Annotated in this window: 21 protein-coding genes and 3 pseudogenes; 11 read left to right on the top strand and 13 right to left on the bottom strand. The window is 72.6% G+C overall.

The window, feature by feature from the left end:
- The first annotated feature begins 15 nt into the window (after nt 1-15).
- Entirely contained in the window at nt 16-621 is a 606-nt protein-coding gene (locus FIV43_RS01410) for a TetR/AcrR family transcriptional regulator (protein WP_231123607.1), read from the top strand.
- A 31-nt stretch (nt 622-652) separates the two neighbouring features.
- Here the strand turns inward: FIV43_RS01410 and FIV43_RS01405 are convergent, their stop codons facing one another.
- From FIV43_RS01405 to FIV43_RS01380, 6 genes are all read right to left on the bottom strand, one after another.
- Nucleotides 653-2,038, bottom strand: a complete 1,386-nt coding sequence (locus FIV43_RS01405) for an HtaA domain-containing protein (RefSeq protein WP_141012685.1) — start codon at nt 2,036-2,038, stop codon at nt 653-655.
- Between the two features lie 76 nt (nt 2,039-2,114).
- Nucleotides 2,115-3,539, bottom strand: a complete 1,425-nt coding sequence (locus tag FIV43_RS01400; protein WP_181407642.1) for an HtaA domain-containing protein — start codon at nt 3,537-3,539, stop codon at nt 2,115-2,117.
- Complete coding sequence (locus tag FIV43_RS01395) at nt 3,532-4,650, bottom strand: hypothetical protein (RefSeq protein ID WP_141012684.1); 1,119 nt, start codon at nt 4,648-4,650, stop codon at nt 3,532-3,534. The genes FIV43_RS01400 and FIV43_RS01395 overlap by 8 nt, the downstream gene beginning before the upstream one ends.
- Complete coding sequence (locus FIV43_RS01390) at nt 4,638-5,438, bottom strand: heme ABC transporter ATP-binding protein (RefSeq protein ID WP_231123606.1); 801 nt, start codon at nt 5,436-5,438, stop codon at nt 4,638-4,640. The genes FIV43_RS01395 and FIV43_RS01390 overlap by 13 nt, the downstream gene beginning before the upstream one ends.
- The gene (locus FIV43_RS01385) at nt 5,435-6,475 is read right to left on the bottom strand and encodes a FecCD family ABC transporter permease (protein ID WP_141015669.1); all 1,041 of its coding nucleotides are present in this window, start codon (nt 6,473-6,475) and stop codon (nt 5,435-5,437) included. Before FIV43_RS01385 ends, FIV43_RS01390 begins: the two co-directional genes overlap by 4 nt.
- A 38-nt stretch (nt 6,476-6,513) precedes the next feature.
- Entirely contained in the window at nt 6,514-7,689 is a 1,176-nt protein-coding gene (locus FIV43_RS01380; protein ID WP_196780941.1) for a heme/hemin ABC transporter substrate-binding protein, read from the bottom strand.
- Between the two features lie 199 nt (nt 7,690-7,888).
- Between FIV43_RS01380 and FIV43_RS01375 the strand changes: the two genes are divergently transcribed.
- Nucleotides 7,889-8,557, top strand: coding sequence for a biliverdin-producing heme oxygenase (locus FIV43_RS01375; RefSeq protein ID WP_141012682.1), 669 nt, complete (start codon nt 7,889-7,891; stop codon nt 8,555-8,557).
- A gap of 45 nt (nt 8,558-8,602) precedes the next feature.
- Here the strand turns inward: FIV43_RS01375 and FIV43_RS23030 are convergent.
- The 3 genes and pseudogenes from FIV43_RS23030 to FIV43_RS01365 form a co-directional block, all read right to left on the bottom strand.
- A pseudogene (locus FIV43_RS23030) lies at nt 8,603-8,899 on the bottom strand (mycothiol transferase); the annotation flags it as partial.
- Nucleotides 8,900-9,026: 127 nt separating this feature from the next.
- Nucleotides 9,027-9,194, bottom strand: a pseudogene (locus tag FIV43_RS23025) (mycothiol transferase); the annotation flags it as partial.
- 68 nt (nt 9,195-9,262) lie between these two features.
- Entirely contained in the window at nt 9,263-10,663 is a 1,401-nt protein-coding gene (locus tag FIV43_RS01365) for a GntP family permease (protein ID WP_141012681.1), read from the bottom strand.
- A gap of 230 nt (nt 10,664-10,893) precedes the next feature.
- On the opposite strand from FIV43_RS01365, the gene FIV43_RS21825 reads away from it, so the two are divergent.
- Nucleotides 10,894-11,406 (top strand): hypothetical protein, encoded by a 513-nt coding sequence (locus FIV43_RS21825; RefSeq protein WP_231123605.1) that lies wholly within the window; start codon nt 10,894-10,896, stop codon nt 11,404-11,406.
- Here the strand turns inward: FIV43_RS21825 and FIV43_RS23650 are convergent.
- The 3 genes and pseudogenes from FIV43_RS23650 to FIV43_RS01350 form a co-directional block, all read right to left on the bottom strand.
- A pseudogene (locus FIV43_RS23650) lies at nt 11,289-11,555 on the bottom strand (alpha/beta hydrolase); the annotation flags it as partial. The gene FIV43_RS21825 and the pseudogene FIV43_RS23650 sit on opposite strands and share 118 nt — an antisense overlap.
- 119 nt (nt 11,556-11,674) lie before the next feature.
- Entirely contained in the window at nt 11,675-12,334 is a 660-nt protein-coding gene (locus tag FIV43_RS01355) for a TetR/AcrR family transcriptional regulator (protein ID WP_196780940.1), read from the bottom strand.
- The gene (locus FIV43_RS01350; RefSeq protein WP_141012680.1) at nt 12,331-13,701 is read right to left on the bottom strand and encodes a flavin-containing monooxygenase; all 1,371 of its coding nucleotides are present in this window, start codon (nt 13,699-13,701) and stop codon (nt 12,331-12,333) included. Before FIV43_RS01350 ends, FIV43_RS01355 begins: the two co-directional genes overlap by 4 nt.
- 150 nt (nt 13,702-13,851) lie before the next feature.
- Between FIV43_RS01350 and FIV43_RS01345 the strand changes: the two genes are divergently transcribed.
- A complete protein-coding gene (locus FIV43_RS01345) occupies nt 13,852-14,664 on the top strand; it encodes an SDR family NAD(P)-dependent oxidoreductase (RefSeq protein ID WP_141012679.1) in 813 nt (270 codons plus the stop codon).
- Nucleotides 14,661-15,539: an SDR family NAD(P)-dependent oxidoreductase gene (locus FIV43_RS01340; RefSeq protein WP_141012678.1), complete on the top strand. Its 879-nt coding sequence runs from the start codon at nt 14,661-14,663 to the stop codon at nt 15,537-15,539. The genes FIV43_RS01345 and FIV43_RS01340 overlap by 4 nt, the downstream gene beginning before the upstream one ends.
- Here FIV43_RS01340 and FIV43_RS01335 read toward each other — a convergent pair.
- Nucleotides 15,508-15,963 carry an SRPBCC family protein gene (locus FIV43_RS01335; protein WP_141012677.1) on the bottom strand — a complete coding sequence of 152 codons (456 nt, stop codon included), beginning with the start codon at nt 15,961-15,963 and terminating at the stop codon, nt 15,508-15,510. The genes FIV43_RS01340 and FIV43_RS01335 overlap by 32 nt on opposite strands.
- A 119-nt stretch (nt 15,964-16,082) precedes the next feature.
- Here FIV43_RS01335 and FIV43_RS21320 point away from each other — a divergent pair, with 119 nt between their 5' ends.
- The 6 genes from FIV43_RS21320 (at nt 16,083) to FIV43_RS01310 (ending at nt 21,785) form a co-directional block, all read left to right on the top strand.
- Nucleotides 16,083-16,253 (top strand): MerR family DNA-binding transcriptional regulator, encoded by a 171-nt coding sequence (locus tag FIV43_RS21320; RefSeq protein WP_196780939.1) that lies wholly within the window; start codon nt 16,083-16,085, stop codon nt 16,251-16,253.
- Between the two features lie 23 nt (nt 16,254-16,276).
- Complete coding sequence (locus FIV43_RS21315; RefSeq protein ID WP_231123604.1) at nt 16,277-16,477, top strand: MerR family transcriptional regulator; 201 nt, start codon at nt 16,277-16,279, stop codon at nt 16,475-16,477.
- 59 nt (nt 16,478-16,536) lie between these two features.
- Complete coding sequence (locus tag FIV43_RS01325) at nt 16,537-17,556, top strand: aldo/keto reductase (protein WP_141012676.1); 1,020 nt, start codon at nt 16,537-16,539, stop codon at nt 17,554-17,556.
- A 16-nt stretch (nt 17,557-17,572) separates the two neighbouring features.
- Nucleotides 17,573-19,258 (top strand): phospho-sugar mutase, encoded by a 1,686-nt coding sequence (locus tag FIV43_RS01320; protein ID WP_141012675.1) that lies wholly within the window; start codon nt 17,573-17,575, stop codon nt 19,256-19,258.
- Nucleotides 19,259-19,350: 92 nt separating this feature from the next.
- A complete protein-coding gene (gene deoC / locus FIV43_RS01315; RefSeq protein ID WP_141012674.1) occupies nt 19,351-20,334 on the top strand; it encodes a deoxyribose-phosphate aldolase in 984 nt (327 codons plus the stop codon).
- A 14-nt stretch (nt 20,335-20,348) separates the two neighbouring features.
- Entirely contained in the window at nt 20,349-21,785 is a 1,437-nt protein-coding gene (locus tag FIV43_RS01310; protein WP_141012673.1) for an aldehyde dehydrogenase family protein, read from the top strand.
- The last annotated feature ends 80 nt before the right edge of the window (nt 21,786-21,865 follow it).

The following is a 21,865-nucleotide window of genomic DNA, read 5'->3' as shown; positions in this document are numbered from 1 at the left end:
GACTATCCTGGTCGGATGCCGAAGATCCTCGGGAGCTCGTTGGCCGACCACCGGTCACTGGTGCGGGCCAGCGTCTTCGACGCGTTCGCCGAGCTGATGGGTGAGAAGAGCTTCGACGCGATCAGCATGTCCGCGATCGCAGAGCGGGCAGGCATCGGTCGGACCGCGATCTACCACCACTTCGCGGACACCGAGTCGGTGCTGGTGGCGTTCGCCACCCACGAGACGGCCAGCTACGTCGACGAGCTGCGCGCCGCACTGGAGCCGACCGAGGACCCCGAGGCGATGTTGCGCACCTACGTCCGACACCACCTGGCCGCCGGGGAGAAGTTCCACATGGGACTCGGGCCGGCGATGGCCGGGAGTCTCTCGGAGACCGCCCGGCTGGAGATCCGCGACCACATCACCGCGGTCGAGGACGTGCTGCGGGCCATCGTGACCACCGGTCGCGACAGCGGGGTCTTCCGGGTCGACGACATCGATGCGACGCTCTCCCTGATCCATGCGTGCCTGAGCCCCGGCACCTCCCGCCCGCCACGATCGAGGAGTTCGTGCTGCGGGCGGTCGGCGCCGAGGGCCCCGTCACGACCTGACTCCAGGCTGAGCCCGGAGGCAAGCTGAGCCGGGTGGGTGCGACCCCACCCGGCGGGGGTCAGCGCTTGATCCGGATGGTCCGCTTCACCACCGCGCGCTTGAAGGCGTCGTCACCCCAGTAGGTGACGACCAGGCGGGCCTTGCCCTTCTTCGAGCGCGGCAGCATCACGGCGGTCTGGCCCTTGCGCAGGCTCCGGGTCCGGGTCCAGGCCTTCTTGCCCTTCGACTTGTAGGCGACCTTCACCTTCCCGGTCGGGACCAGACGGCCACCGTTGACGGTGAGCGAGACCTTGCCGGCCTTCTTCGTGGTCGGCGCCTTCACCTTGGCCACGGCACGGGCCTTCTGCGGGAACCCGAGGGCACGCCAGTCGATCTCGACCGCGGTCTCGGTGTCCTGGGTGGTGTTGGAGTGGGCGTGCGCCTGCCAGGTGTAGACCGCGTAGTCCTTGCGCGGGTCCAGCTTGCCGCGGGCGACGGTCAGACTGCTGGTGAAGCTGCCCTCCGGCATCCGCGCCGGCATGATCCAGTCGGCCGCCGCGAACGCGTCCTGGTCCTCGAAGCTGCCGGTGTCGGGCATCCCGCCGGCCTCGGCGAGGCCGACATAGACACCGGCGTCGCCCGGGTTGGTCACGGCGGTGAAGCCGGAGCCGGAGATGTCGACGATGAGCTGGTTGCCGGAGACCGAGGTGCCGGCCTCGATCGTCGGCTCGGCGGCGACCGCGGCCGTCATCACGAACGGCGACGGAGCCTTCTTCGGCTGGTCCTCGGCGCTCGCGTAGAAGTGCGCCCGCACGCCCGAGGTGATCTGGCCCAGGAAGGACGGCGCGAACGAGCGTCCGCCGACCGGCTTGCCGCTGGTGATGCCGAGCGCCGTGGACTCCGCGCCCTCGGGCAGTACCCCGTCCCAGTGCGGGACGGCCGTCAGGGAGCCGATGCCGTCGGCGACGGCCCAGTCGGCCGCCTCGGCGTCGAAGGTGGTCACCAGCACCCGGGCGGGCTCGGTGCTGGCCGCAGGGTTGCCCCCCGACGCCGCGTTGGAGGCCGAGACGACGGCCGAGATCTGGCCGTTGCCGTCGCCGTCCACGGTCACCACGGGCTCCGCGATGGTGACCTGGTAGAGCGTGGTGCCGCCGAACCCGAACGCCCCTTGGACCGATCCCTGGTAGGCGACCTCCGTCGCTCCGGACTCGGTGTCGAAGCTGCCCTCGCCACCACCGAAGGTGACCACCCCGTCCTCGGCCTCGGTCGCTCCGCCGGCCAGCGTGTGGGTGCTCAGGTGGTCGTCGAACTGCTGGGAGATCTCCCAGGCGAAGGTCAGCTCACCGTCGGCGGCCTGCGCGGGCGCACTCGGCAGCAGCGCGAAGCCGGCCGCCGCGACGCCGGCCGCAGTGGTCGTGGCCAGCGCGCGCTGGAGCGTGCGCCGGCCGATCGTCGTGGTGGTCATGGGGGTGTTTCCCTTCTGTGGTGGGTCCCGAGAGATGGGTGTGGGGCGGTGCCCCGGCGGGGTGGAACAGGTCGGGTCAGCGGCGTGAGCCGGCTGGTGGCAGCAGGAGCAGTCCGGCGGCGGCGAGGAGGAGCAGACCTCCGCCCCACCACATCCAGGCGTTCTCGCCGACAGGTCCTGCCGGCGTCGTACCGGCGGCGGTGAGGGCGACCGGTGTCACCGGGCGAGCGCCGGCGAGCAGGAGGTCGCTGCTCTCCCCCGGTACGCCGGCGACCGGTGGCGCGGGCTGCCCGGGAGCGAGCGGGTCGGCGGCCGGCCCCGGCGCGTTATTCGCGGAGGGGATCGGTGGTGTCGGGGCGGTGTTCTCCACGGTCGGGGTGTCGGTGGGCTCGACGGTGGGGGTGGGCTGCACGGCGGTCGCGGCGTCGAAGGAGACGGTCACCGGGCGTGCCGCCTTGCGCGAGTCGGCAGCGCCTCCGGAGGAGTACCAGAAGGCACCGGTGCCGAGACGCTCCATGTAGCTCACGAACGCCTGCGGGAAGGCGCCCCATCCGGCGACGTCGGTGACCTGCGTCCCCTGGGTGAGGCTGACCCGGACCCCTGCGTAGGCGGGCTCGACGGAGAACCCGTCGCCGGTCACCTCCACCGCGGGGAGGGTCGCGATGCGGACCCGCTGCGCCGGGACCGCCTCCCACTTCGTCTGGTCCTCGAGCGAGGACGCGAAGCCGCTCAGCTCCGCAGTGATCGTGCCGCGACCGCCGGCCACCTCCAGGACGGGAGCGGAGAGGTAGAAGAACGAGTAGCCCGAGTAGTAGAGGACGGTGACGTCGCCCTCCCAGGCGATCCTCGCGGTTCCGGCGGACGTGTCGACCTCGCCGACACCGCCGGAGAAGACGAACGTGTGTCCGCTGTCCTCCCCGACGCTCAGGCTCCCCCCGGAGAGGTCCTGGCGCAGGCCGGACCAGGTCGCAGCGCGCCAGCCGCTGGTCCGCGTCGACCACTTCTCGACCCGGACGTCCCCGGAGCTCTGCCGCCACTGCCGGCGCGGCAGCTGCTGCCCGCCCTTGCCGGGGTCGGCGATCCGACCCGCCGAGAAGAAGTTGTAGGTGCCCGGTGCGTACGCCGCTGTGTTGGACTCCAGGTTGATGCCCCAGCGGAGCTCGGCGTCGTCGACGGCGACCGTGGTCCCGGGGTCGGTGGTCGGGTCGGTGGGCAGCGCGGTGGGTCCCGTCGTCCCGTCCGTCGGGACGGTGCCGGGGTCGGTCGGTCCCTCCGTCGGGTCGTGGGTGGGGACGTCCGTCGGGTCGGCGCTGGGGACGGTCGACTCGGCGGGCGACCCGCTGGTCGCCCCGCTGGTCGGCGCCGACGTGTCGGCCGCCGCGCTCGGCTCCTCGGCACCGGCCGGCGCGACCACCGCGGAGCCGAGTCCGACGAGGGTCAGCACCAGTCCGAGGACGGCGAGGAGCACGGCGACCGCCCGCCGCGCGGTCGGCTCAGACACCGGCCCCTCCTGTCCTCGGGCGCGACCGTCGCGCCACCAGTAGCCGCACCAGCGCGAGCAGCAACACCACCGCGGCGACTCCGAAGAACCAGGGGGCGAGCTCGGCGGCGGTCATCTGCTCGTCGTCGGTGCTCTGCGCCGCCACCGGTTCGATCGGCTCGGCCTCCGCGTCCGCCGCCGCGAGGGCGAACCGGACGGTCGGGGTCCTGCTCCCCTCGCCCTGACCGTAGAGGCGCAGCTCGTGGGTGCCGGCGCCCGCCGACGCCGGCACCGCCACCACGCCGGCGAGCCGACCGTCGTCGCCGACCACGAAGGGACCGTTCGCGGCCACTCCGTCGTCGAGGATCGCGGTGACCTGGGCCCGCGGGGTCAGTCCGGACGCGGTGAAGGAGAGCACGTTGCCGGCCCTCGCCGAGGTGCGGTCGACCTCGAGCCTCACCGGACCGAGCTTGACCTTCTCCGGCTCGGTCCCGACGGCACCGTCGGCGGGGGTCGTGCCGACCTCGCCGGGATCGGCCGGTGTCGTCGCGTCCTCGCCCGGCCCGGCCTCGTCGTCATCGACCAGGTCGGTGACCCGGACCGGCGTGAACGTCTCGTTGTTTGCGTTGACCACGCCGTGGGCACCGACGGTGATGATCCCGCAGGTGGTGGTGCGGCAGTCGATGGTGCGGGTGGCGCCGTTGCGGTCGACCGCCTTGAAGACGGCACCAGGGACGGTGACCGTCGTGGAGAAGGTGCCGGCGGCCGACATGGTGCCTCCGTTCGCGGAGCCGGCGGTGTCCGAGCCCGGGAACGCGACGTAGCGCTGGTAGCCGTTGTTGTTCCGGGCCTCGCTGTCGGGGACGTAGAAGTAGTCCCTCCCGGTGGCCCCGCCCTGGCTGGGGCGCCAGCCACCGCTGACGGTGCCGAAGAAGACGTAGACGCCTCCGTGACCGCCCTCGACCGCCTGGAACCCGGAGCCGGAGACGCGGAGCTCGGTGGCGTAGGTCGGGTCGATCGCCGCGGTGCCGGCCGAGTTCGCCAGGGAGATCCGGGCGGCCGCATCGGCTCGGGGCACCGGGCCGAGGACGGTCAGCGTCGCGGCGAGGAGGAGCAGGGTCAGGGCGCGCACGGCAGTCCTTCCCGGACAGGCAGCACCACCGGGATGCCGTCATGGTCGATCACCCGGACCGGGTGCTGGTAGACCTCGCTGAGCAGCTCGTCGTCGAGGACGTCGCGCGGCGTGCCGTCCGCGCGCAACCGGCCCCCGGCCAACAGGCAGATCCGGTCGGCGTAGGCCGCGGCCAGCGAGAGATCGTGCAGTACGACGACCACCAGCGCGCCCTGGCGGGCCTCCTGACGCGCCACCCTGAGCAGGGCCTCCTGGTGCCGGATGTCCAGCGCCGCGGTGGGTTCGTCGAGCATCACGATCGGGGTGTCCTGCGCGAGCACCCGGGCGAACGACGACCTGGACTGCTCACCCCCGGACAGGGTCGGGAAGAGCCGTTCGGCGAAGGGGACCACCTCGGCGCGGCGCATCGCCTCGCCGACCATCTCCTCGTCCCGATCGGCCGCGGCGGTCCGGTGCCACGGAGCGCGGCCCATCGCGACGACGTCCTTGACCTGGAAGCCGAAGGCGAGGCCCTGGTGCTGCAGCAGCACCGCTCGACGCCGGGCCAGGTCACGAGCGCCGTAGGCGTCGAGGCGGCGGCCGGACAGCAGCGCGGTTCCCTCGTCGGGGTCGAGATCTCCGGCGAGCACACCGAGCAGCGTCGACTTCCCGGCGCCGTTCGGGCCCACCAGCACGACCAGCTCGCCGGCCGAGAACCCGACGGTCACGCCGTCGAGGATCCGGGAGCCGCCGCGCACCACCGTGGCGTCGCGGGCCTCCAGGAGGGGTACGTCCGTCACCGTGCTCATGCCCATCCCCCCGCACTGCGCCGGGACCGGCGGATCAGCCAGAAGAAGAACGGGCCGCCGACCAGCGAGGTGAGCAGGCCGATCGGCAGGTCGGCGTTCTCGATCGCGGTGCGGGCCCAGAGGTCGGCGCTGACCAGCAGCAGCGCACCGCCGAGTGCGCTGGCCGGGATCAGCATCCGGTGGCCGGGGCCGGCGAGCATCCGGATCAGGTGCGGGACCACCAACCCGACGAACGCGATCGTCCCGCAGAAGCTGACCGCGGCGGCGGTCAGCAGCGCGACCACGACGATCGCGGCCAGGCGCAGGCGCTCGACGTCCACGCCGACGTGGCGCGCGGCCCGATCGCCGAGTGAGAGGAGGTCCAGCGGGCGGGCCAGCATCAGCGCGGCGACCATCCCGACCAGCGCGATCGGCGCGACCACGGCGACGGCGGCCCAGCGCGTGCCGTTGAGGCTGCCGAGCGTCCAGAAGACGATCTCCTCCCGCGCCTGCTGGTCACCGAGGAAGAGCAGGAAGGCCAGGCCGGCGCTGGTCATCGCGTTGAGCGCGATGCCGGTCAGCACGAGGGTGACGACCTCCGTGCGCCCGCCGTCGCGGGAGAGCAGATAGACCAGGAGGGTGGTGACCAGACCACCGAGGAACGCGGCCGCGGCGATGGTCCAGGTGCCGAGCAGCGCGATGTCGAAGACGATCACGGCGCCCGCCGCCACGGCCGCTCCCGACGAGACCCCGACCACGCCGGGCTCGGCGAGGGGATTGCCGAAGACGCCCTGCATCACGGCGCCGGCGGTGGCCAGCGACGCGCCGACGAGAGCGGCCAGCACCACCCGGGGGAACCGCACCTCCCAGAGGGTGGCGTCGCCGCGCGGGTGGGTGGGCATCGGCCCGATGTCGAGGCCGATCCGGTGCAGCACCGAGCCGAGCACCTCGGCCGGTGGGATCGAGAGCTGACCGACGCCGGCGCTGACCAGCAGTGCGATGATCAGCGCGACGGTGAGTCCGCCGATCAGCCCGACCCGCGCGGCGATCCCGCGCATCCAGCCGCCGGCGAGGGCCGGCGTGGTCACCGCCGCGGTCACGACACTGCGTCCGGGGCGTAGATCGCGACCGCGAGTGCGTTGAGGACGTCGGCCGTGTCGGGCCCGTAGCCCAGGATCTCCGCGTCCGACATGTCGACGAACCGCTCGTTGTCCCCGGCAGGCGTGTTCGCCAGCGCCGGCAGTCGCTCCAGGAGACCGTCGACGCCGCCCGCGGAGTCCAGACCCTTCGACATCATCAGGACGAGCTCGGGTTGCGCCGCCACGATCGCCTCGTCCGTGACCGGCTTCATCCCGGACCAGTCGATCTCGTCGGCGACGTCGTAGAGGCCGAGCGCCTCGATCAGCGCGTCGGCGCCCGACTCCTCACCGAACAGGTAGTAGACGCCTGCCTGGCCCCGCACGTAGAGGAAGACCGTGCGCAGCTGCTCGGTCTGGTCGGTCGGTGCGACCTCGGCGATCTGCCGGGCCACCTGGTCGACCTCGTTCTCGATCCGTTCGGCCAGCTCAGCGCCCTGGTCGGGCACGCCGAGCGCAACGGCGACCTGCTCGGTGAGCTCGGTGACGTTGTCGAGTGCGCGCCGACTGTCGACCACCACGACCGGGATGCCGGCGTCCCGCATCTGCAGCACGACGTCCCACGGGCCGAGCGAGGTGTCGGTCAGGATCACCGACGGGTCCAGGTCGAGGATCGCCTCCGCGTTGAGGTCATGGCCGTTCTGGGTCACCAGCGGCAGCTCGTCGGCGGGCGCGAACTGGGTGGAGACGTCCCGTCCGACCAGGTTGTCGCCCAGCCCGAGCTCGTAGACCGTGCGGGACAGCGTGCCGTAGACGTCGAGCGCCAGGATCCGGCTGACGTCGTCGACCGTGACCTCGGTGCCCTGACTGTCGGTGACGGTGACCGGGAGGTCCGGAGCCGGAGCCTCGGCGACCGGGTCCACCCCTGCGGGATCGGTGACCGCCGTCGCGGCCCCGGTCCAGTCGCGGACGTCGCTCAGCGGGTCCACGTCGGCCAAGGGCGGTGCCACCGTCCCGGCGTTCTCCGCACCTCCGGTCCCGTCGGCGGCGGGCGCCTCCAGGCCGCAGCCGGACAGGGCCAGCGCGAGCGATCCGGCGACGACGGCTGCGGCGGTGCGCAGTCGGCGGGACCGGCCGGGGGCGGAGCGGCGGCTCGTCGTCGACGAGCGACCGACGAGGGTCGAGGGGGAAGACACGCGGTTCGGTTCCGATCTTGGGTCAGGTGCGCTGGGCTCCGAGAGCGCTGCATTAGGTTAGCATTGGCTTACTTAGGTCAGGCTCCCCTGTCTCATGTTCCTGACGAAGTGTCCACATCTTGCCGACAATGTGTCAAGATCTTCCCGACAACATGTCAGGAAGACCGCACCCAGCGGCCCAGCTACCGGAGGCCCCCCGATGACCGCACTTGCAGCGAGCGACGTCGTCCCCCACCTGTCCGCGGCGATGCGCGACGGCTCCCGCGCCGAGCACGAGGCCGCCGAGCACTCGCCGTACATGAGCGAGCTGCTCGAGGGTCGGCTCACCGCGGCCGGCTACGCGGCACTGCTGCTGCGACTGCGCCCGATCTACGCCGCGCTCGAGGAGACCGCGCGGGAGCACGCCGTCGACCCGCTGGTCGCCCCGCTCCACGACCCCGCGCTCGAGCGCCTGGCCGCGATCGACACCGACCTGCGGCACTGGGCGCCCGGCGTCGCGGCGCACGAGGTCGCCTCCCCCGCCGCGGCTGCCTACGCGGACCGGATCCGCGCCGCCGGCGCCTGGGGTGGCCTGCTGGTCGCCCACCACTACACGCGCTACCTCGGCGACCTCTCCGGCGGTCAGGTGATCGGCCGGCTGCTGCAGCGCACCTACGACCTTCCCGAGGGTCGCGGCGTCGCGTTCTACGAGTTCGACGCCATCCCCAAGCCGAAGCCCTACAAGGACTCCTACCGCGCCGCCCTGGACTCGCTCCCGCTCGACGCCGCCGACGTGCAGCGCGTGGTGGAGGAGGTCAAGGTCGCCTTCCGGATGAACCAGGCGCTCTTCGGCGAGCTGGCCGCCGAGCTCGACACCTACCGCGCCTGACCGCGACCGGGCCGCGCGCCAGATTCAACGGCCAACGGTCAGGGGTCAGGCCGAGGCGATCGCGATCCGCGTCAACATCGCCCGGTACGCCGTCCAGTCGGTCTCCGGCACCACGTTGGTGGCGTGCGGCAGCATCCCGACCGTGCCGTCGATCTTCTCCCGTACGACGTCGGCGTGGCCGGCGTGGCGGCTGAGGTCGACCAGCACGTGCACCAGCACCTGCTGCAGGGTCACCTCGGCGCGCTCCGCGGGCCACCACGGCACCCGACCGGGTGCGTCCAGCGGCAGCGAGGCGATGGTCTCGTCGGCGAAGGCGGCGACCCGGCGGGCCAGGTCGACGACCCCGTCGCGGGTCTCGTCCTCGGTGGCGTACCAGTCCGCCTGGGGTCCTCGTCGTAGCGCTCCTCGGCGACGATCTCCTCGGGGTGGGCCAGGCGCGGCCGAAGGTGGCGCCGAAGTAGCCGACCTCGACGTTGAGGCAGTGCTTCACGATCCCGAGCAGGTTCAGGCCGGTCTCGGTGTGGGGCAACCGGACCTGGCGCTCGTCGAGCCCGTCCAGCTTCCAGAGGATCGCGGTGCGGGTGCGCCGCAGGTAGTCCACGAGGATCTTCTTGAGCGGATCGTCCGAGTCGTCCATCCGTCCAGTCTGCCCGGGGGCCACCGCCCGCGCACCCTCCGAAAGTAGGACGTGGCCCCGACCGATGGTCAGGCCGGCACCAGGAGGGCGAGCACCAGCACCATCGGCAGCGACACCAGCGAGCCGATCGAGGTCACCACGGTGAGGGTCTTCAGCGTCCCCTGGGTGGAGAGACCCAGCAGCGCCTTGAACATCCAGAAGAAGTTGCTGTTGACCTGGAGGGCGAACATCGCACCCGACGCGATGGCGAGACCGATCGCGATCGGCGCCACGTCGATGCTGGCCAGCACCGGGGCGATGATCCCCGACGCGGTGATCGCGGCGACCGAGACGGAGCCGATCGCCAGATGCAGCACCGCCGCGACGAACCAGGCGAGCAGCACGCTGAGGACCACCGGCGCCCCGGCGTCGGCGGAGAACAGGTCGGCGAGCACGCCGTCCAGCCCGGTCTCGGTGATCACCGCGCCCAGCGAACCGCCGACCCCGGTGATCAGCAGGATCTCGCCGGTGGTGTGGAACCCGCCCTCCATGGCGTCCTTGGTGGCCGCCTCGCCCGATGTCGATCGGGCCAGCAGGTAGGCGCCGAGCAGGCCGATGAAGAGGGCGATGTTCGCGTCGCCGACGAAGGCGATGAACGCGTTGGAGAAGTCCCAGAGGTCGGCGAACGCGGCGAACGCGATCAGCAGCAGCGGCACCAGGATCGGCAGGAAGAGCACCAGCAGCGGGAGCTGCGACGAGGCGTGCTCGGCGTCCTCGTCGGCCCGGGCGTGCTCGGCCTCCTGCTCGGCCTCCTGCTCGGCCTCCTGCTCGGCCTCCTGCTGGGCCAGCGCCTCGTCGACCTCCTCGTCGGCCGCGGGCTTCCAGTACCCGGTGCGCAGCACCAACGACATCAGCACGGTGGTGATCAGCGCGGTCAGCAGGCCGATCACCACGCCGAACGGGAGCCAGGTGCCGAGGGGCACGTCGAGCAACCCCGCGATGGAGATCGCGGCCAGTCCCGGGATCACGAAGACGTAGCCGGCGAAGATCCCCACGCCGAGCGCGGAGGCGAGCAGCGGGAGCCCGCGCGCCCCCAGGGAGGGCGCCGCCGACCGGGCCACCGGCGAGGCCAGCACCACCTGCACGTCGACGTAGATCGAGGGCATCACGACCGCCAGCAACGAGGTGAGGGCATACGGCAGTCGCCCGGCGCCCACCCCGCGCACCAGCACGGCGACCAGTCGACGGAAGGCCCCCGACGCGTGCAGCAACGCTCCGATCAGCACGCCGAAACCGATCAGCAGGCCGACCTCGGCCATGATGTCGCCGAAGCCGAGGGTGATCGCCTCGACCGTCCCGGCGAAGCCCACTCCTCCGGCCAGCCCCAGGTAGAGGGAGCCGATCACCAGGGCGATGACCGGCTCCACCCGCAGCCGGATGATGAGGCCGACCACCACGAGGATGGCGATCAGCGTGTGCAGGGCGATCATGGACCCTCCTGGTTCCCGAGAACAGCAGACGGTCCCGCGACACTAACCCAGACGGCTCACCCCACGGCGGCGCGCGACTCCGCCCCTCCGGCGAGTCCGACGGCGTCAGGTGGCGGGTCAGGAAGTGCACCGCATGCCGTACGGCGGCCTCGTGGCAGCGCTTGCCCGCGAACAGGTCGAAGTGGTCCCCCGGATAGTGCCGCACCTCGGCGCGGCCGGCGAACGCCGCCGTGGCCGCGGCGTGCGGCGGAGCGCTGCGGTCGAAGTCCGCGATCTGCACCAGCCACGGGCACGGCATCGCCGCGGCGTCCTTGGCCGGCCCCCGGCCACCGAGCTCGGTGACCACGTCGGCGGCGATCTCGTTGCGCCAGGTGGGACCGGCGATCGAGGTCAGGTCCTCCAGGGCCCCGGAGAGGGTGAGCGCACCGACCTCACCGGGCCGGGCCACCACCGGGATCATCCGGTGCTGCCCGCCGAACGCGCTGCGGACCTTCGACCCGACCCCCAGCGCGGTGGACCGCAGCAGCTGCCCGGGAGCGTGGTGCTTGGCCGCGAGCCGGGCCGCGGCGAGGCCGTCCACCATCGGGACGACCGAGATCACCGCGGCGAGGTCGGTCCTGCCGGCCGCGGCGGTGATCACGTGGCCGCCGCCCAGCGAGTCCCCCCACAGCACGATGCGGCCGGGGTCGATCCCGGGCAGGGCCGCCGCGCGCGCGACCGCGGCCCGCAGGTCGTCGATCTGACCGCCCAGCGTGACGACCTGCCGCGGCTCCCCGGCGCTCTCGCCGAAGCCGCGGTAGTCGAAGGTCAGCACGTCCAGGCCGATCGCCGCGAAGGCGTGGGCGAACGGGGCGAGGCCGCTGTCCTTGGTGCAGGAGAGCCCGTGCGCCATCACCATGACCGGACGACCGCCCGGGCCGGTGAGCGCGTCGCTCGTCGCACGGTAGTGGTCGGCGGCGCAGATCGTGCCGCCGGAGGTGAAGGTGGTGGCGGTGGGGGTCGCGGGGACGGTCATGGGGTGCTCCCGGGGTCGTTGGCGGCGTTCGGCGCGGCGGCGCCGTAGATGGTCCGCACCCACACAGCGGTGAGCGCTTCGATGTGGTCGGCCCGGGGCGGGCCGCTGCCCAGGGCGTGGCGCTCGAGCGCGTGGTTGTTGAGGTCGAGCAGCACCGCCGCGATCGCGACGGCGTCCGGGCCGGGCGCCGCCCGGGCGGCCTCCCGCTCGGCGGCGATCATCGCCGCGACGTCGCCGGCGAGGTCGAGGAGTCCGGCGTCCCAGGTGTCCCGCACGGTCGCGCTGGTGGCCCGCGCCGCCAGCAGCGCCCGGTAGGCGTGCGGGGTGGCGTCCACCGAGTCGAAGAGCCGGGTGATGACCGCGCGGATCCGGGCCTGCGGCTCCCCCTCGGCCGCGACCAGGTCCTCGGTCGCGAGCGAGGCGGCGTCGTACAGGTCGGCCATCAGGGCCATCACCGCCATCGCCTTGGACTCGAAGTAGAAGTAGAAGGCGGAGCGGGTGACGCCGGCGCGGCGGGAGATCTCGGCGACGTTGATCTCGTCGAGGACCTGCTCGCGGAGGAGCTCGTCGAGCGCCTGCAGCAGGGCGGCGCGGCGGGCGTCCCCGCGGGCGTCGCCACGGCGGTCGACCATCCGGGCCCAGGAGCGGTCGCTCACCCGGCTGCCACCGACGACGTCGCGGGCACGTATCCGGGTGCACCGGCGGCGAGCCGGTCCATCCCCGCCGGCAGCTCCTTGGCCCGTAGGTCGTGCTCGTAGACGAAGTAGTCGAGCTGCTGGGTGTGCCGCGGCCGGTCCAGGACGTGTCCGGTGTAGAGCTGCCGGTCGGCGTCGATCACCTGCTCCATCTGCTCCGCCGGCGGGAGCGCGTACCTCCCGGCGGCGTAGGCGCCGAGCAGCCGGGCCTGGGACTCGACGAACGGGAAGAGCGTCGGGGTGGCCTGGGCGAACCCGATGAACACCACGTCGTCGAGGCCGGGCTTGAACATCCGCTTGAAGAGTCGGATGTCGTTGTCCGGCGCGCTGATGAAGGCGGGGTCGAAGAACGGGAAGGTGATGTTGTAGCCGGTCGCGTAGATGATCACGTCGAAGTCGGCGCTGGTGCCGTCCTCGAAGTGGACGGTCTCGCCGTCCAGGCGGGCGATGTTCCCCTTCGGGGTCACGTCGCCGGACTTCAGCCGCAGCGGGAGCTCGCCCGACTGGGTCGGGTGGGCCTCGAAGAACTTGTGGTTGGGCTTCGGCAGCCCGTAGAGCGTGGGGTCGGACGCGGTGAACCGCTGGCCCCACTGTGCCGCCTTCCGCTGCCAGCTGAGCGGAAGGTGGGGGTTGGTGCGGTAGTTCATGTCGGCGGCCTTGCCGTACATCAGCTTCGGCACGATCCAGGCACTGCTGCGGGTGGAGAGCGTGACCTCGTTGCGCATCGCCTTCTGGGAGAGCTCGACGGTGATGTCGGCGGCGCTGTTGCCGAGGCCGACCACCAGGATCCGCTTGTCCATCAGGTGCAGCGGCGTCCACGGGTCGACGTAGGCGTGCGAGTGGATCGTCTCCCCGGTGAACTCACCGGGGAACTCGGCCGTGCGCGGGTCCCAGTGGTGCCCGTTGGCGACCACCAGCAGGTCGAACGACCGGCGCTCCCCCGCCTGGTCCTCGAGCTCCCAGCCCCCGCCGGGACGTCGCTGCGCGTGGACGACGCCGTTGCGGAACTCGATCCGGTCACGCAGGCCGAAGGTGTCGGCGTAGGAGTCGAGGTACTCCTTGATCTGGGTGTGGTGCGGGAAGTCGGGATACTCCGCGGGCATCGGGAAGTCCTTGAAGGACAGCTGGTGCTTGGAGGTGTCGATGTGCAGCGACCGGTAGGCGCTGCTGTGCCCGTTGGGGTTGCCGAACGCCCAGTTGCCACCGACCCGGTCCGAGGTCTCGAAGACGGTGTAGGGGATCGCGTAGTCCTCGAGCATCTTGGCAGCCGTGAGACCGCTGATGCCGGCGCCGATGATCGCGGTGGTGGGGGGTGCGCTGGTGGTCATGGACGACTTCCTCCGGGTCGGTCGCCGGCGTCGGCCCCCGATGGACCGACCCCTTGACAGATGACTGTGATGGGCGTCACGTTAGGCCCCGGATCTGACAGGTGTCAACGATCTCTGACAGACGTCAAACAGAGAAGCAGGAGGGGCGCGATGGTCGAGGGTGAGCAGAGCCAGGCGACGGGGGCAACCGGAGGCCCACCGACCAGCGTCGTGGTGGGCGGAGCCTCCGGGCTCGGTCTGGCGACCGCGCACTCGCTCGCCGAGGCCGGCCACCGGGTGGTCGTGGCCGACCTGGACGGCGAGGCTGCCGCCCGGGCCGCGAGCGGGTTGGTCGGCGGCGGACACGGCAGCGGTGCCGTGGACGTGACCGACGAGGACGCCGTCGCCGCGCTCTTCACCGAGGTGGTGCGGACCCACGGCCGGTGCGACGGGGTGGTCAACTGCGCCGGGGTGAGCACACTCGCCTCGGTGGTCGACCACGACGCGGCCGAGTGGCGCCGGGTGGTCGACGTGTGCCTGACCGGGTCCTTCCTGGTGCTCAAGCACGCGGGTCGTCAGGTGGCCGACGGCGGGTCGCTGGTCACCCTGAGCTCGCTCAACGCCCGCCAGCCCGGGACCGGCCTGGCCGCCTACTGCGCCGCGAAGGCGGGGGTCGTCGCCCTCACCGAGGTGACCGCGCTCGAGCTCGGGCCGCGCCGGATCCGGGTGAACGCGGTCGCACCCGGCCTGGTGGTCACGCCGCTCACCGCGCCGGCGATGGAGATCCCCGGCGTGCGCGAGGAGTACGTCGCCAACACGCCGCTCGGCCGCCCCGGCGAGCCGGCCGAGATCGGCGCACTGTGCCGGTTCCTACTCTCCCCCGAGGCCGCCTGGATCACCGGGGAGACGATCGACATCAACGGCGGTGCCCACCTGCAGCGCTACCCCGACCTGGTCGGGCTGGTCACCAGGGCGTTCGGGTGAGCGGCCCGCGCGGGACCGGCTACACCGCCCGAGACAACGCCGGCCCCGAGGCCTTCACCGGCCAATTCGCCGGACGGACCGCGCTCGTCACCGGTGGCGGCTCCGGGATCGGCGCCGCACTGACCCGGGCACTGGTCGCCGCCGGCGCGCACGTGCTCTGCGCCGATCTCGACGCCGAGGCCGCCGCCCGGACCTGTGCCGGCCCGGCCGGACCCGGGACCGCGCGGCCGGCGCGGGTGGACGTGACCGATGCCGACGCCGTGGCCGCGGCCGTCGACGACGTGGTGGCCACCCACGGTCGCCTCGACCTGATCTTCAATAACGCCGGCATCACCTTCCTCGGCAACACCGAGGACCTGACGCTGGCCCAGTGGAACGCGATCATCGACGTCAACATCCGCGGCGTCGTCCACGGCGTGCACGCGGCCTATCCGCGGATGATCGAGGCCGGCGGCGGACACATCGTGAACACCGCATCGATGGGCGGTCTGATGGCGGCCGGCCTGATGACGTCGTACGTGACCACCAAGCACGCCGTGGTGGGCATGTCGCTGGCACTGCGCACCGAGGCGGCCGCCTACGGCGTCGGCGTCACCGTCGTCTGCCCCGCCGCGGTGGACACCCCCATCCTGGACAAGGGCGAGATCGGCCGGTTCCGCGGGCGCGACTACTACCTGGAGGGTCAGGGGGTGAAGCACCCGGTCGACCCGGACGTCCTCGCGGCTCGGATCCTGGAGGGCGTCGCCGGCGACGAGCCCTTCGTGGTGGAGCCGGTGCAGGCGCGGATCGCGTGGCGGGTCGGTCGCTTCTCCCCACGGTTCGTGAACCGGATGGCGACCAAGTTCATCGCGCAGCAGCGGGCGGCGGCCCGCTGAGCCGGGCGACCAGACCGGACCGGCACCCCGCCATCATCCGGTGGTGGTTCCACCGCAGCACCGGTCGCGCCGGCCACGAGGCGGCGGCGAGGAGGCCGGCGACGGTGACCTCCTGCTCCAGCTCCATCCGGGTGCCGCCCGACCGGGTCTCGGTCAACCGCCACCGCACCCAGCCGGCCAGGTCCCCGGCGAGTGCGACCTCGAGCTCGGGCAGGTCGTCGCAGACCCGCTCCAGCACCAGGTCGAGGGTGTAGGGCAGGGTCGAGCGGCACAGCAGGCGCGCGTGGTCGTCGTCGATCCGGGCCACCGCGCGCACCTGCGGCCACCAGCTCGGGTAGCGCTCGACGTCGACCAGGATCGCCGCCGCGGCCGCCGGCGGCCCCGGGACCTCCCACGACTCGGTGAACCGATAGCTCGCGCGCACGCCTCCATGGTGCCGGTCCCGGTCGGCCGGCGTCACCGCGCCTCGCCCGGCTCCGCGCAGGCCACCGGGGACCGGCTCCCCCTTGACCTGGAGTGCACTCCAGGAGCGAGGATCCGGGGGTGCCCCCTGTCCCCACCGGCGTGACCATCGCCGAGGCCGCCGATCGTCTCGGCCTCACCGTCGACACCCTCCGCTACTACGAGCGCGACGGGCTGCTGCTGCGCGCGGTCCCGCGCTCCGCGAGCGGCCACCGTCGCTACCACCCGAGGACCTGCGGTGGATCGAGCTGATCACCCGGTTGCGGTCGACCGGGATGCCGATCCGCGAGGTGCACCGGTACGCCGACCTGGTGCGCGCCGGGAACGGCAACGAGGAGGAGCGCCTCGCGCTGCTGCGCACGCACCGCGCCGCGGTGCTGCGCCAGCTCGCCGAGGTCACCGCCCACCTCGGCGCGATCGACCACAAGATCGGCATCTACACCGACCGGATCGAACGGAGCGCGCAGAGCGCTTGACCCGGGGCACCTGACCTGGGGCTTGACCTGGAGCGCGCTCCAGGTTGTTGCCTGGAGGCATGACCACTTCCATCCGCCCCCTGCCGGCCGAGGTCCCCACCCGGACGCTCGGCACCCACGCACCCCTCACCGTCTCCACCCTCGGTCTCGGCTGCATGGGGATGTCGGAGTTCTACGGGCCCTCCGACGAGGCGAGCAGCATCGCGACGCTGCACCGCGCCGTCGACCTCGGCGTGACCTTCCTCGACACCGCCGACATGTACGGGCCGTTCACCAACGAGCGACTGGTCGGCGCCGCGATCGCCGACCGGCGCGACCGTGTCCAGCTGGCCACCAAGTTCGGCAACGAACGGCGCCCCGACGGCACCCGCGTCGGGATCAACGGCACCCCCGCCTACGTGCGGCGTGCCTGCGACGACTCCCTGCAGCGGCTCGGCGTCGAGCACATCGACCTCTACTACCAGCACCGGGTCGACCCGGACGTGCCGATCGAGGAGACGGTCGGTGCGATGAAGGAGCTCGTCGACGCCGGCAAGGTCCGCCACCTCGGCCTGTCCGAGGCCTCTGCCGAGACCGTCCGCCGGGCGCACGCGGTCCACCCGATCACCGCGCTGCAGACCGAGTACTCCCTCTTCACCCGGGACCTCGAGGACGAGATCCTGCCGGTGCTGCGCGAGCTCGGCATCGGCCTGGTCCCCTACTCCCCGCTCGGGCGCGGCCTGCTCACCGGCGCCGTGGGCCGGACGGGCTTCGCCGACGGCGACAGCCGCAGCAGCGGCTACTTCCCGCGCAGCAGCGGGGAGAACCTGGCCCGGAACCTGACCCTGGTCGACCGGATCGGCGCGGTCGCCGAGCAGCACGGGTGCAGCCCGGCCCAGCTGGCGCTGGCCTGGGTGCTGGCGGCGGGCCCCGACGTCGTACCGATCCCGGGGACGCGGCGGGTCCGCTACCTGGAGGAGAACCTCGGCGCGCTCGCCGTCGAGCTCGACGACGAGGCCCTCGCCGCGCTGGAGGAGGCCGTCCCGCGCGCGGCCGTCGCCGGGGCTCGGTACGGCGACATGAGCAGCATCGACGGCTGAGCGCTAGCGTTCGAGCATGACGACACCCGACGTCGACGTGCTGCTGACCCGTGCCCGGAGCTGGATCGGGGAGGACCCCGACCCGGCCACCCGTGACGAGCTGGAGGCCGCCGTCGCCGCGGTCGAAGCGGGCGAGCGAGACGCCGCCGCCGACCTGGCCGACCGGTTCCACGGCACGCTGGAGTTCGGCACCGCCGGGCTGCGCGGCACCCTCGGCGCCGGTCCCAACCGGATGAACCGGGTGGTGGTGATCCGCGCGGCGGCCGGCCTCGCGTCGTACCTGGTCGATGGCGGCGCGGCGCCCGGCAGCCCCGTCGTCATCGGGTACGACGCCCGCCACAACTCCGAGGTCTTCGCCCGTGACACCGCCGAGGTGATGGCCGGAGCGGGCCTGCGCCCGCTGCTCCTCCCCCGCCCGTTGCCGACACCGGTGCTGGCCTACGCCATCCGCGAGCGCGGCGCGGTGGCCGGGGTGATGGTGACGGCGAGCCACAACCCGCCGCAGGACAACGGCTACAAGGTCTACCTCGGCGACGGATCGCAGATCGTGCCGCCCGCGGACAGCGAGATCGCCGCCCGGATCCGGGCGGTCGGCCACCTGGCGACGGTGCCCCGCCGGGACCCGGCCGAGACCGGCGGCCGGGTGCTCGACGAGGAGGTGGTGGACAGCTATCTGGACACCGTTGCTGGCCTGGCCGGCGACGGCCCGCGCGACCTGCGGATCGTCTACACGCCGCTGCACGGCGTCGGCGCCGGGCCGCTGCTGCAGGTGCTGGAGACCGCCGGCTTCCCCGCCGCGCAGGTGGTGGACGCCCAGGAGGAGCCGGACCCCGACTTCCCGACGGTGGCCTTCCCCAACCCCGAGGAGCCGGGGGCGATGGACCTGGCCCTGGACCTGGCGGCCCGGACCGGTGCGGACCTGGTGCTCGCCAACGACCCCGACGCCGACCGGTGCGCGGCCGCGGTCGCCGGGCAGGACGGGTGGCGGATGCTGCGCGGCGACGAGGTCGGCGCGCTGCTCGCCGACCACCTGCTGCGCGCCGGACGCTGCGGCACCTACGCCACCTCGATCGTCTCCTCGTCGCTGCTGGCCAAGCAGGCGGCCGCCCACGGGCAGCGTGCGGCGGAGACCCTGACCGGCTTCAAGTGGATCGGCCGGCTGCCGGACCTGGTCTTCGGCTACGAGGAGGCCCTGGGCTACTGCGTGGACCCTGCCCACGTCGCGGACAAGGACGGCGTCTCCGCCGCGCTGCTGCTGGCCGAGATCGCCGCGGCGGCGAAGGCGGAGGGCCGCACCCTGCTCGACCTGCTCGACGACGTCGCGCTCGCGCACGGGCTGCACGCCACCGACCAGCTCTCGGTGCGGGTCGAGGACCTGGCCACGATCGGAGCGGCGATGGAGCGGCTGCGCGCACACCCGCCGACCCGGCTCGGCGGCTCCCCGGTCGTCCAGGCCGACGAACTGAGCGAGGGCAGCGCCGACCTTCCGCCGACCGACGGGCTGCGCTACCGCACGGACGACGGCAGTCGGGTGATCGTCCGGCCGAGCGGCACCGAGCCGAAGATCAAGTGCTACCTCGAGGCCGTCGTACCGACGCAGGACCGCACCCGCGAGGAGCTGCCGGCCGCCCGCGCCGAGGCGGCCGATCGGCTCGCCGCGCTGCGGGCCGACATCGCGCACGCGGCGGGGCTGCCGGGCTGACCCGCCGCGGCGCCGAGCACCCGCCGTACGGCCCGCCGGGCACCCTGCGCGACGCCTTCGCTCCGCGCACCGCGCGACCCTATGCTGGGACGATGCCGACCACCGCACCGAACGAGCCGGCCCCCGGACTCGCATCGTTCTCCGAGGTCACCCGGGACGAGAGCGCCCTGCGCCGGTTCCTGCACGGCCTGCCCGGCGTGGACCAGGTGGGCGCCGAGGCCCGCGCAGCCGGTCTCGGCACCCGCTCGATCAAGACCACCGCGAAGGAGTGGGCGCTCGACCTCGCCATCCGGATGGTCGACCTCACCACGCTGGAGGGGCAGGACACCCCGGGCAAGGTGCGGGCACTCGCCGCGAAGGCGCTGCGCCCCGACCCGGCGGACCCGTCCTGCCCGAGCGTCGCCGCGGTCTGCGTCTACGGCGACATGGTGTCCGAGGTGAAGAGCGTCGTCGGTGACGCGGTGAACGTCGCGGCGGTGGCCACCGCCTTCCCCAGCGGCCGGGCGGCGATGGACATCAAGCTGGCCGACACCCGGGACGCGGTGGAGGCCGGCGCCGACGAGATCGACATGGTGATCGACCGCGGCGCCTTCCTGGCCGGTCGCTACCAGCAGGTCTTCGACGAGATCGTCGCGGTCAAGGCGGCCTGCAGCCGCCCCGACGGCAGTCACGCCCACCTGAAGGTGATCTTCGAGACCGGCGAGCTGCAGACCTACGACAACGTGCGACGGGTCTCCTGGCTGGCGATGCTGGCCGGCGCCGACTTCATCAAGACCTCCACCGGCAAGGTGCAGCCCGCCGCGACGCTGCCGGTCACCCTGGTGATGCTGGAGGCGGTGCGCGACTTCCGCGAGGCGACCGGTGTCCAGATCGGGGTGAAGCCGGCCGGCGGGATCCGGACCGCCAAGGACGCGATCAAGTACCTGGTGATGGTCAACGAGATCGCCGGCGAGGACTGGCTGACGCCGGACTGGTTCCGGTTCGGCGCCTCGACGCTGCTCAACGACCTGCTGATGCAGCGCACCAAGCTGACCACCGGCCGCTACAGCGGTCCCGACTACTTCACCCTCGACTGAGGAGCGCACACGACATGGCTTTCGAGTACGCCCCGGCCCCGGAGTCGCGCAGCATCGTCGACATCAAGCCCTCCTACGGGCTCTTCGTCGACGGTGAGTTCACCGACGGCAACGGCGCCGCGTTCAAGACGATCAACCCCGCGACCGAGGAGACCCTCGCCGAGATCGCGGAGGCCGACGAGGCGGACGTCGACGCCGCCGTGAAGGCGGCCAGGCGTGCCTTCCGCTCCTGGTCCCGGATGCCCGGGCGCGAGCGCGCGAAGTACCTCTTCCGGATCGCCCGGATCCTCCAGGAGCGCTCCCGTGAGCTGGCCGTGCTGGAGTCGATCGACAACGGGAAGCCGATCAAGGAGAGCCGCGACGTCGACGTGCCGACCGTGGCCGCGCACTTCTTCTACCACGCCGGCTGGGCCGACAAGCTCGACCACGCGGGGCTCGGGCCGGACCCGCAGCCGCTGGGCGTCGCCGGCCAGGTGATCCCGTGGAACTTCCCGCTGCTGATGCTGGCCTGGAAGGTCGCGCCGGCCCTGGCGTGCGGCAACACCGTGGTGCTGAAGCCAGCCGAGACCACCCCGCTCACCGCGCTGCTGTTCGCCGAGATCTGCCAGCAGGCCGACCTGCCGCCCGGCGTGGTCAACATCGTCACCGGCGCCGGCGCCACCGGTCAGGCGCTGGTCTCCCACCCCGACGTCGACAAGGTGGCGTTCACCGGCTCCACGGATGTGGGCAAGGCGATCGCCCGCGCCGTCGCCGGGTCGGACAAGAAGGTCACCCTCGAGCTCGGCGGCAAAGCGGCCAACATCGTCTTCGAGGACGCTGCCCTGGACCAGGCGGTCGAGGGCATCGTCGGCGGCATCTTCTTCAACCAGGGCCACGTCTGCTGCGCCGGCTCGCGCCTGCTGGTGCAGGAGTCGGTCGCCGAGGAGGTGCTGCACCGCCTCAAGCGGCGGATGTCCACGCTCCGGGTCGGCGACCCCCTGGACAAGAACACCGACGTCGGCGCGATCAACTCCGCCGAGCAGCTCGCCCGGATCACCGAGCTCTCCGGGATCGGTGACGCCGAGGGCGCCGACCGCTGGTCGCCCGACTGCGAGCTGCCCGCCTCGGGGTTCTGGTTCCCGCCCACGCTCTTCACCGGCGTCACCCAGGCCCACCGGATCGCCCGCGAGGAGATCTTCGGCCCGGTGCTCTCGGTGCTGACCTTCCGCACGCCGTCCGAGGCGATCGAGAAGGCCAACAACACCCCCTACGGGCTCTCCGCCGGGGTGTGGACGGAGAAGGGGTCGCGGATCCTGCACATGGCCGACCGGCTGCGCGCCGGCGTGGTGTGGGCCAACACGTTCAACAAGTTCGACCCGACCAGTCCGTTCGGCGGCTACCAGGAGTCCGGCTACGGCCGCGAAGGTGGCCGGCAGGGCCTGGCCGCCTACCTGAAGGGAGGGCAGGCCTGATGGCTCGCCTGGACGTGCGCAAGACCTACAAGCTCTACATCGGCGGCGCCTTCCCCGCTCGGAGTCCGGCCACTCCTACG

It is taken from the genome of Nocardioides sambongensis (assembly GCF_006494815.1).
GTDB lineage: Bacteria > Actinomycetota > Actinomycetes > Propionibacteriales > Nocardioidaceae > Nocardioides > Nocardioides sambongensis.
The sequence above is the reverse complement of the archived record's forward strand: the minus strand, read 5'-3'. Positions and strand labels throughout refer to the sequence as shown.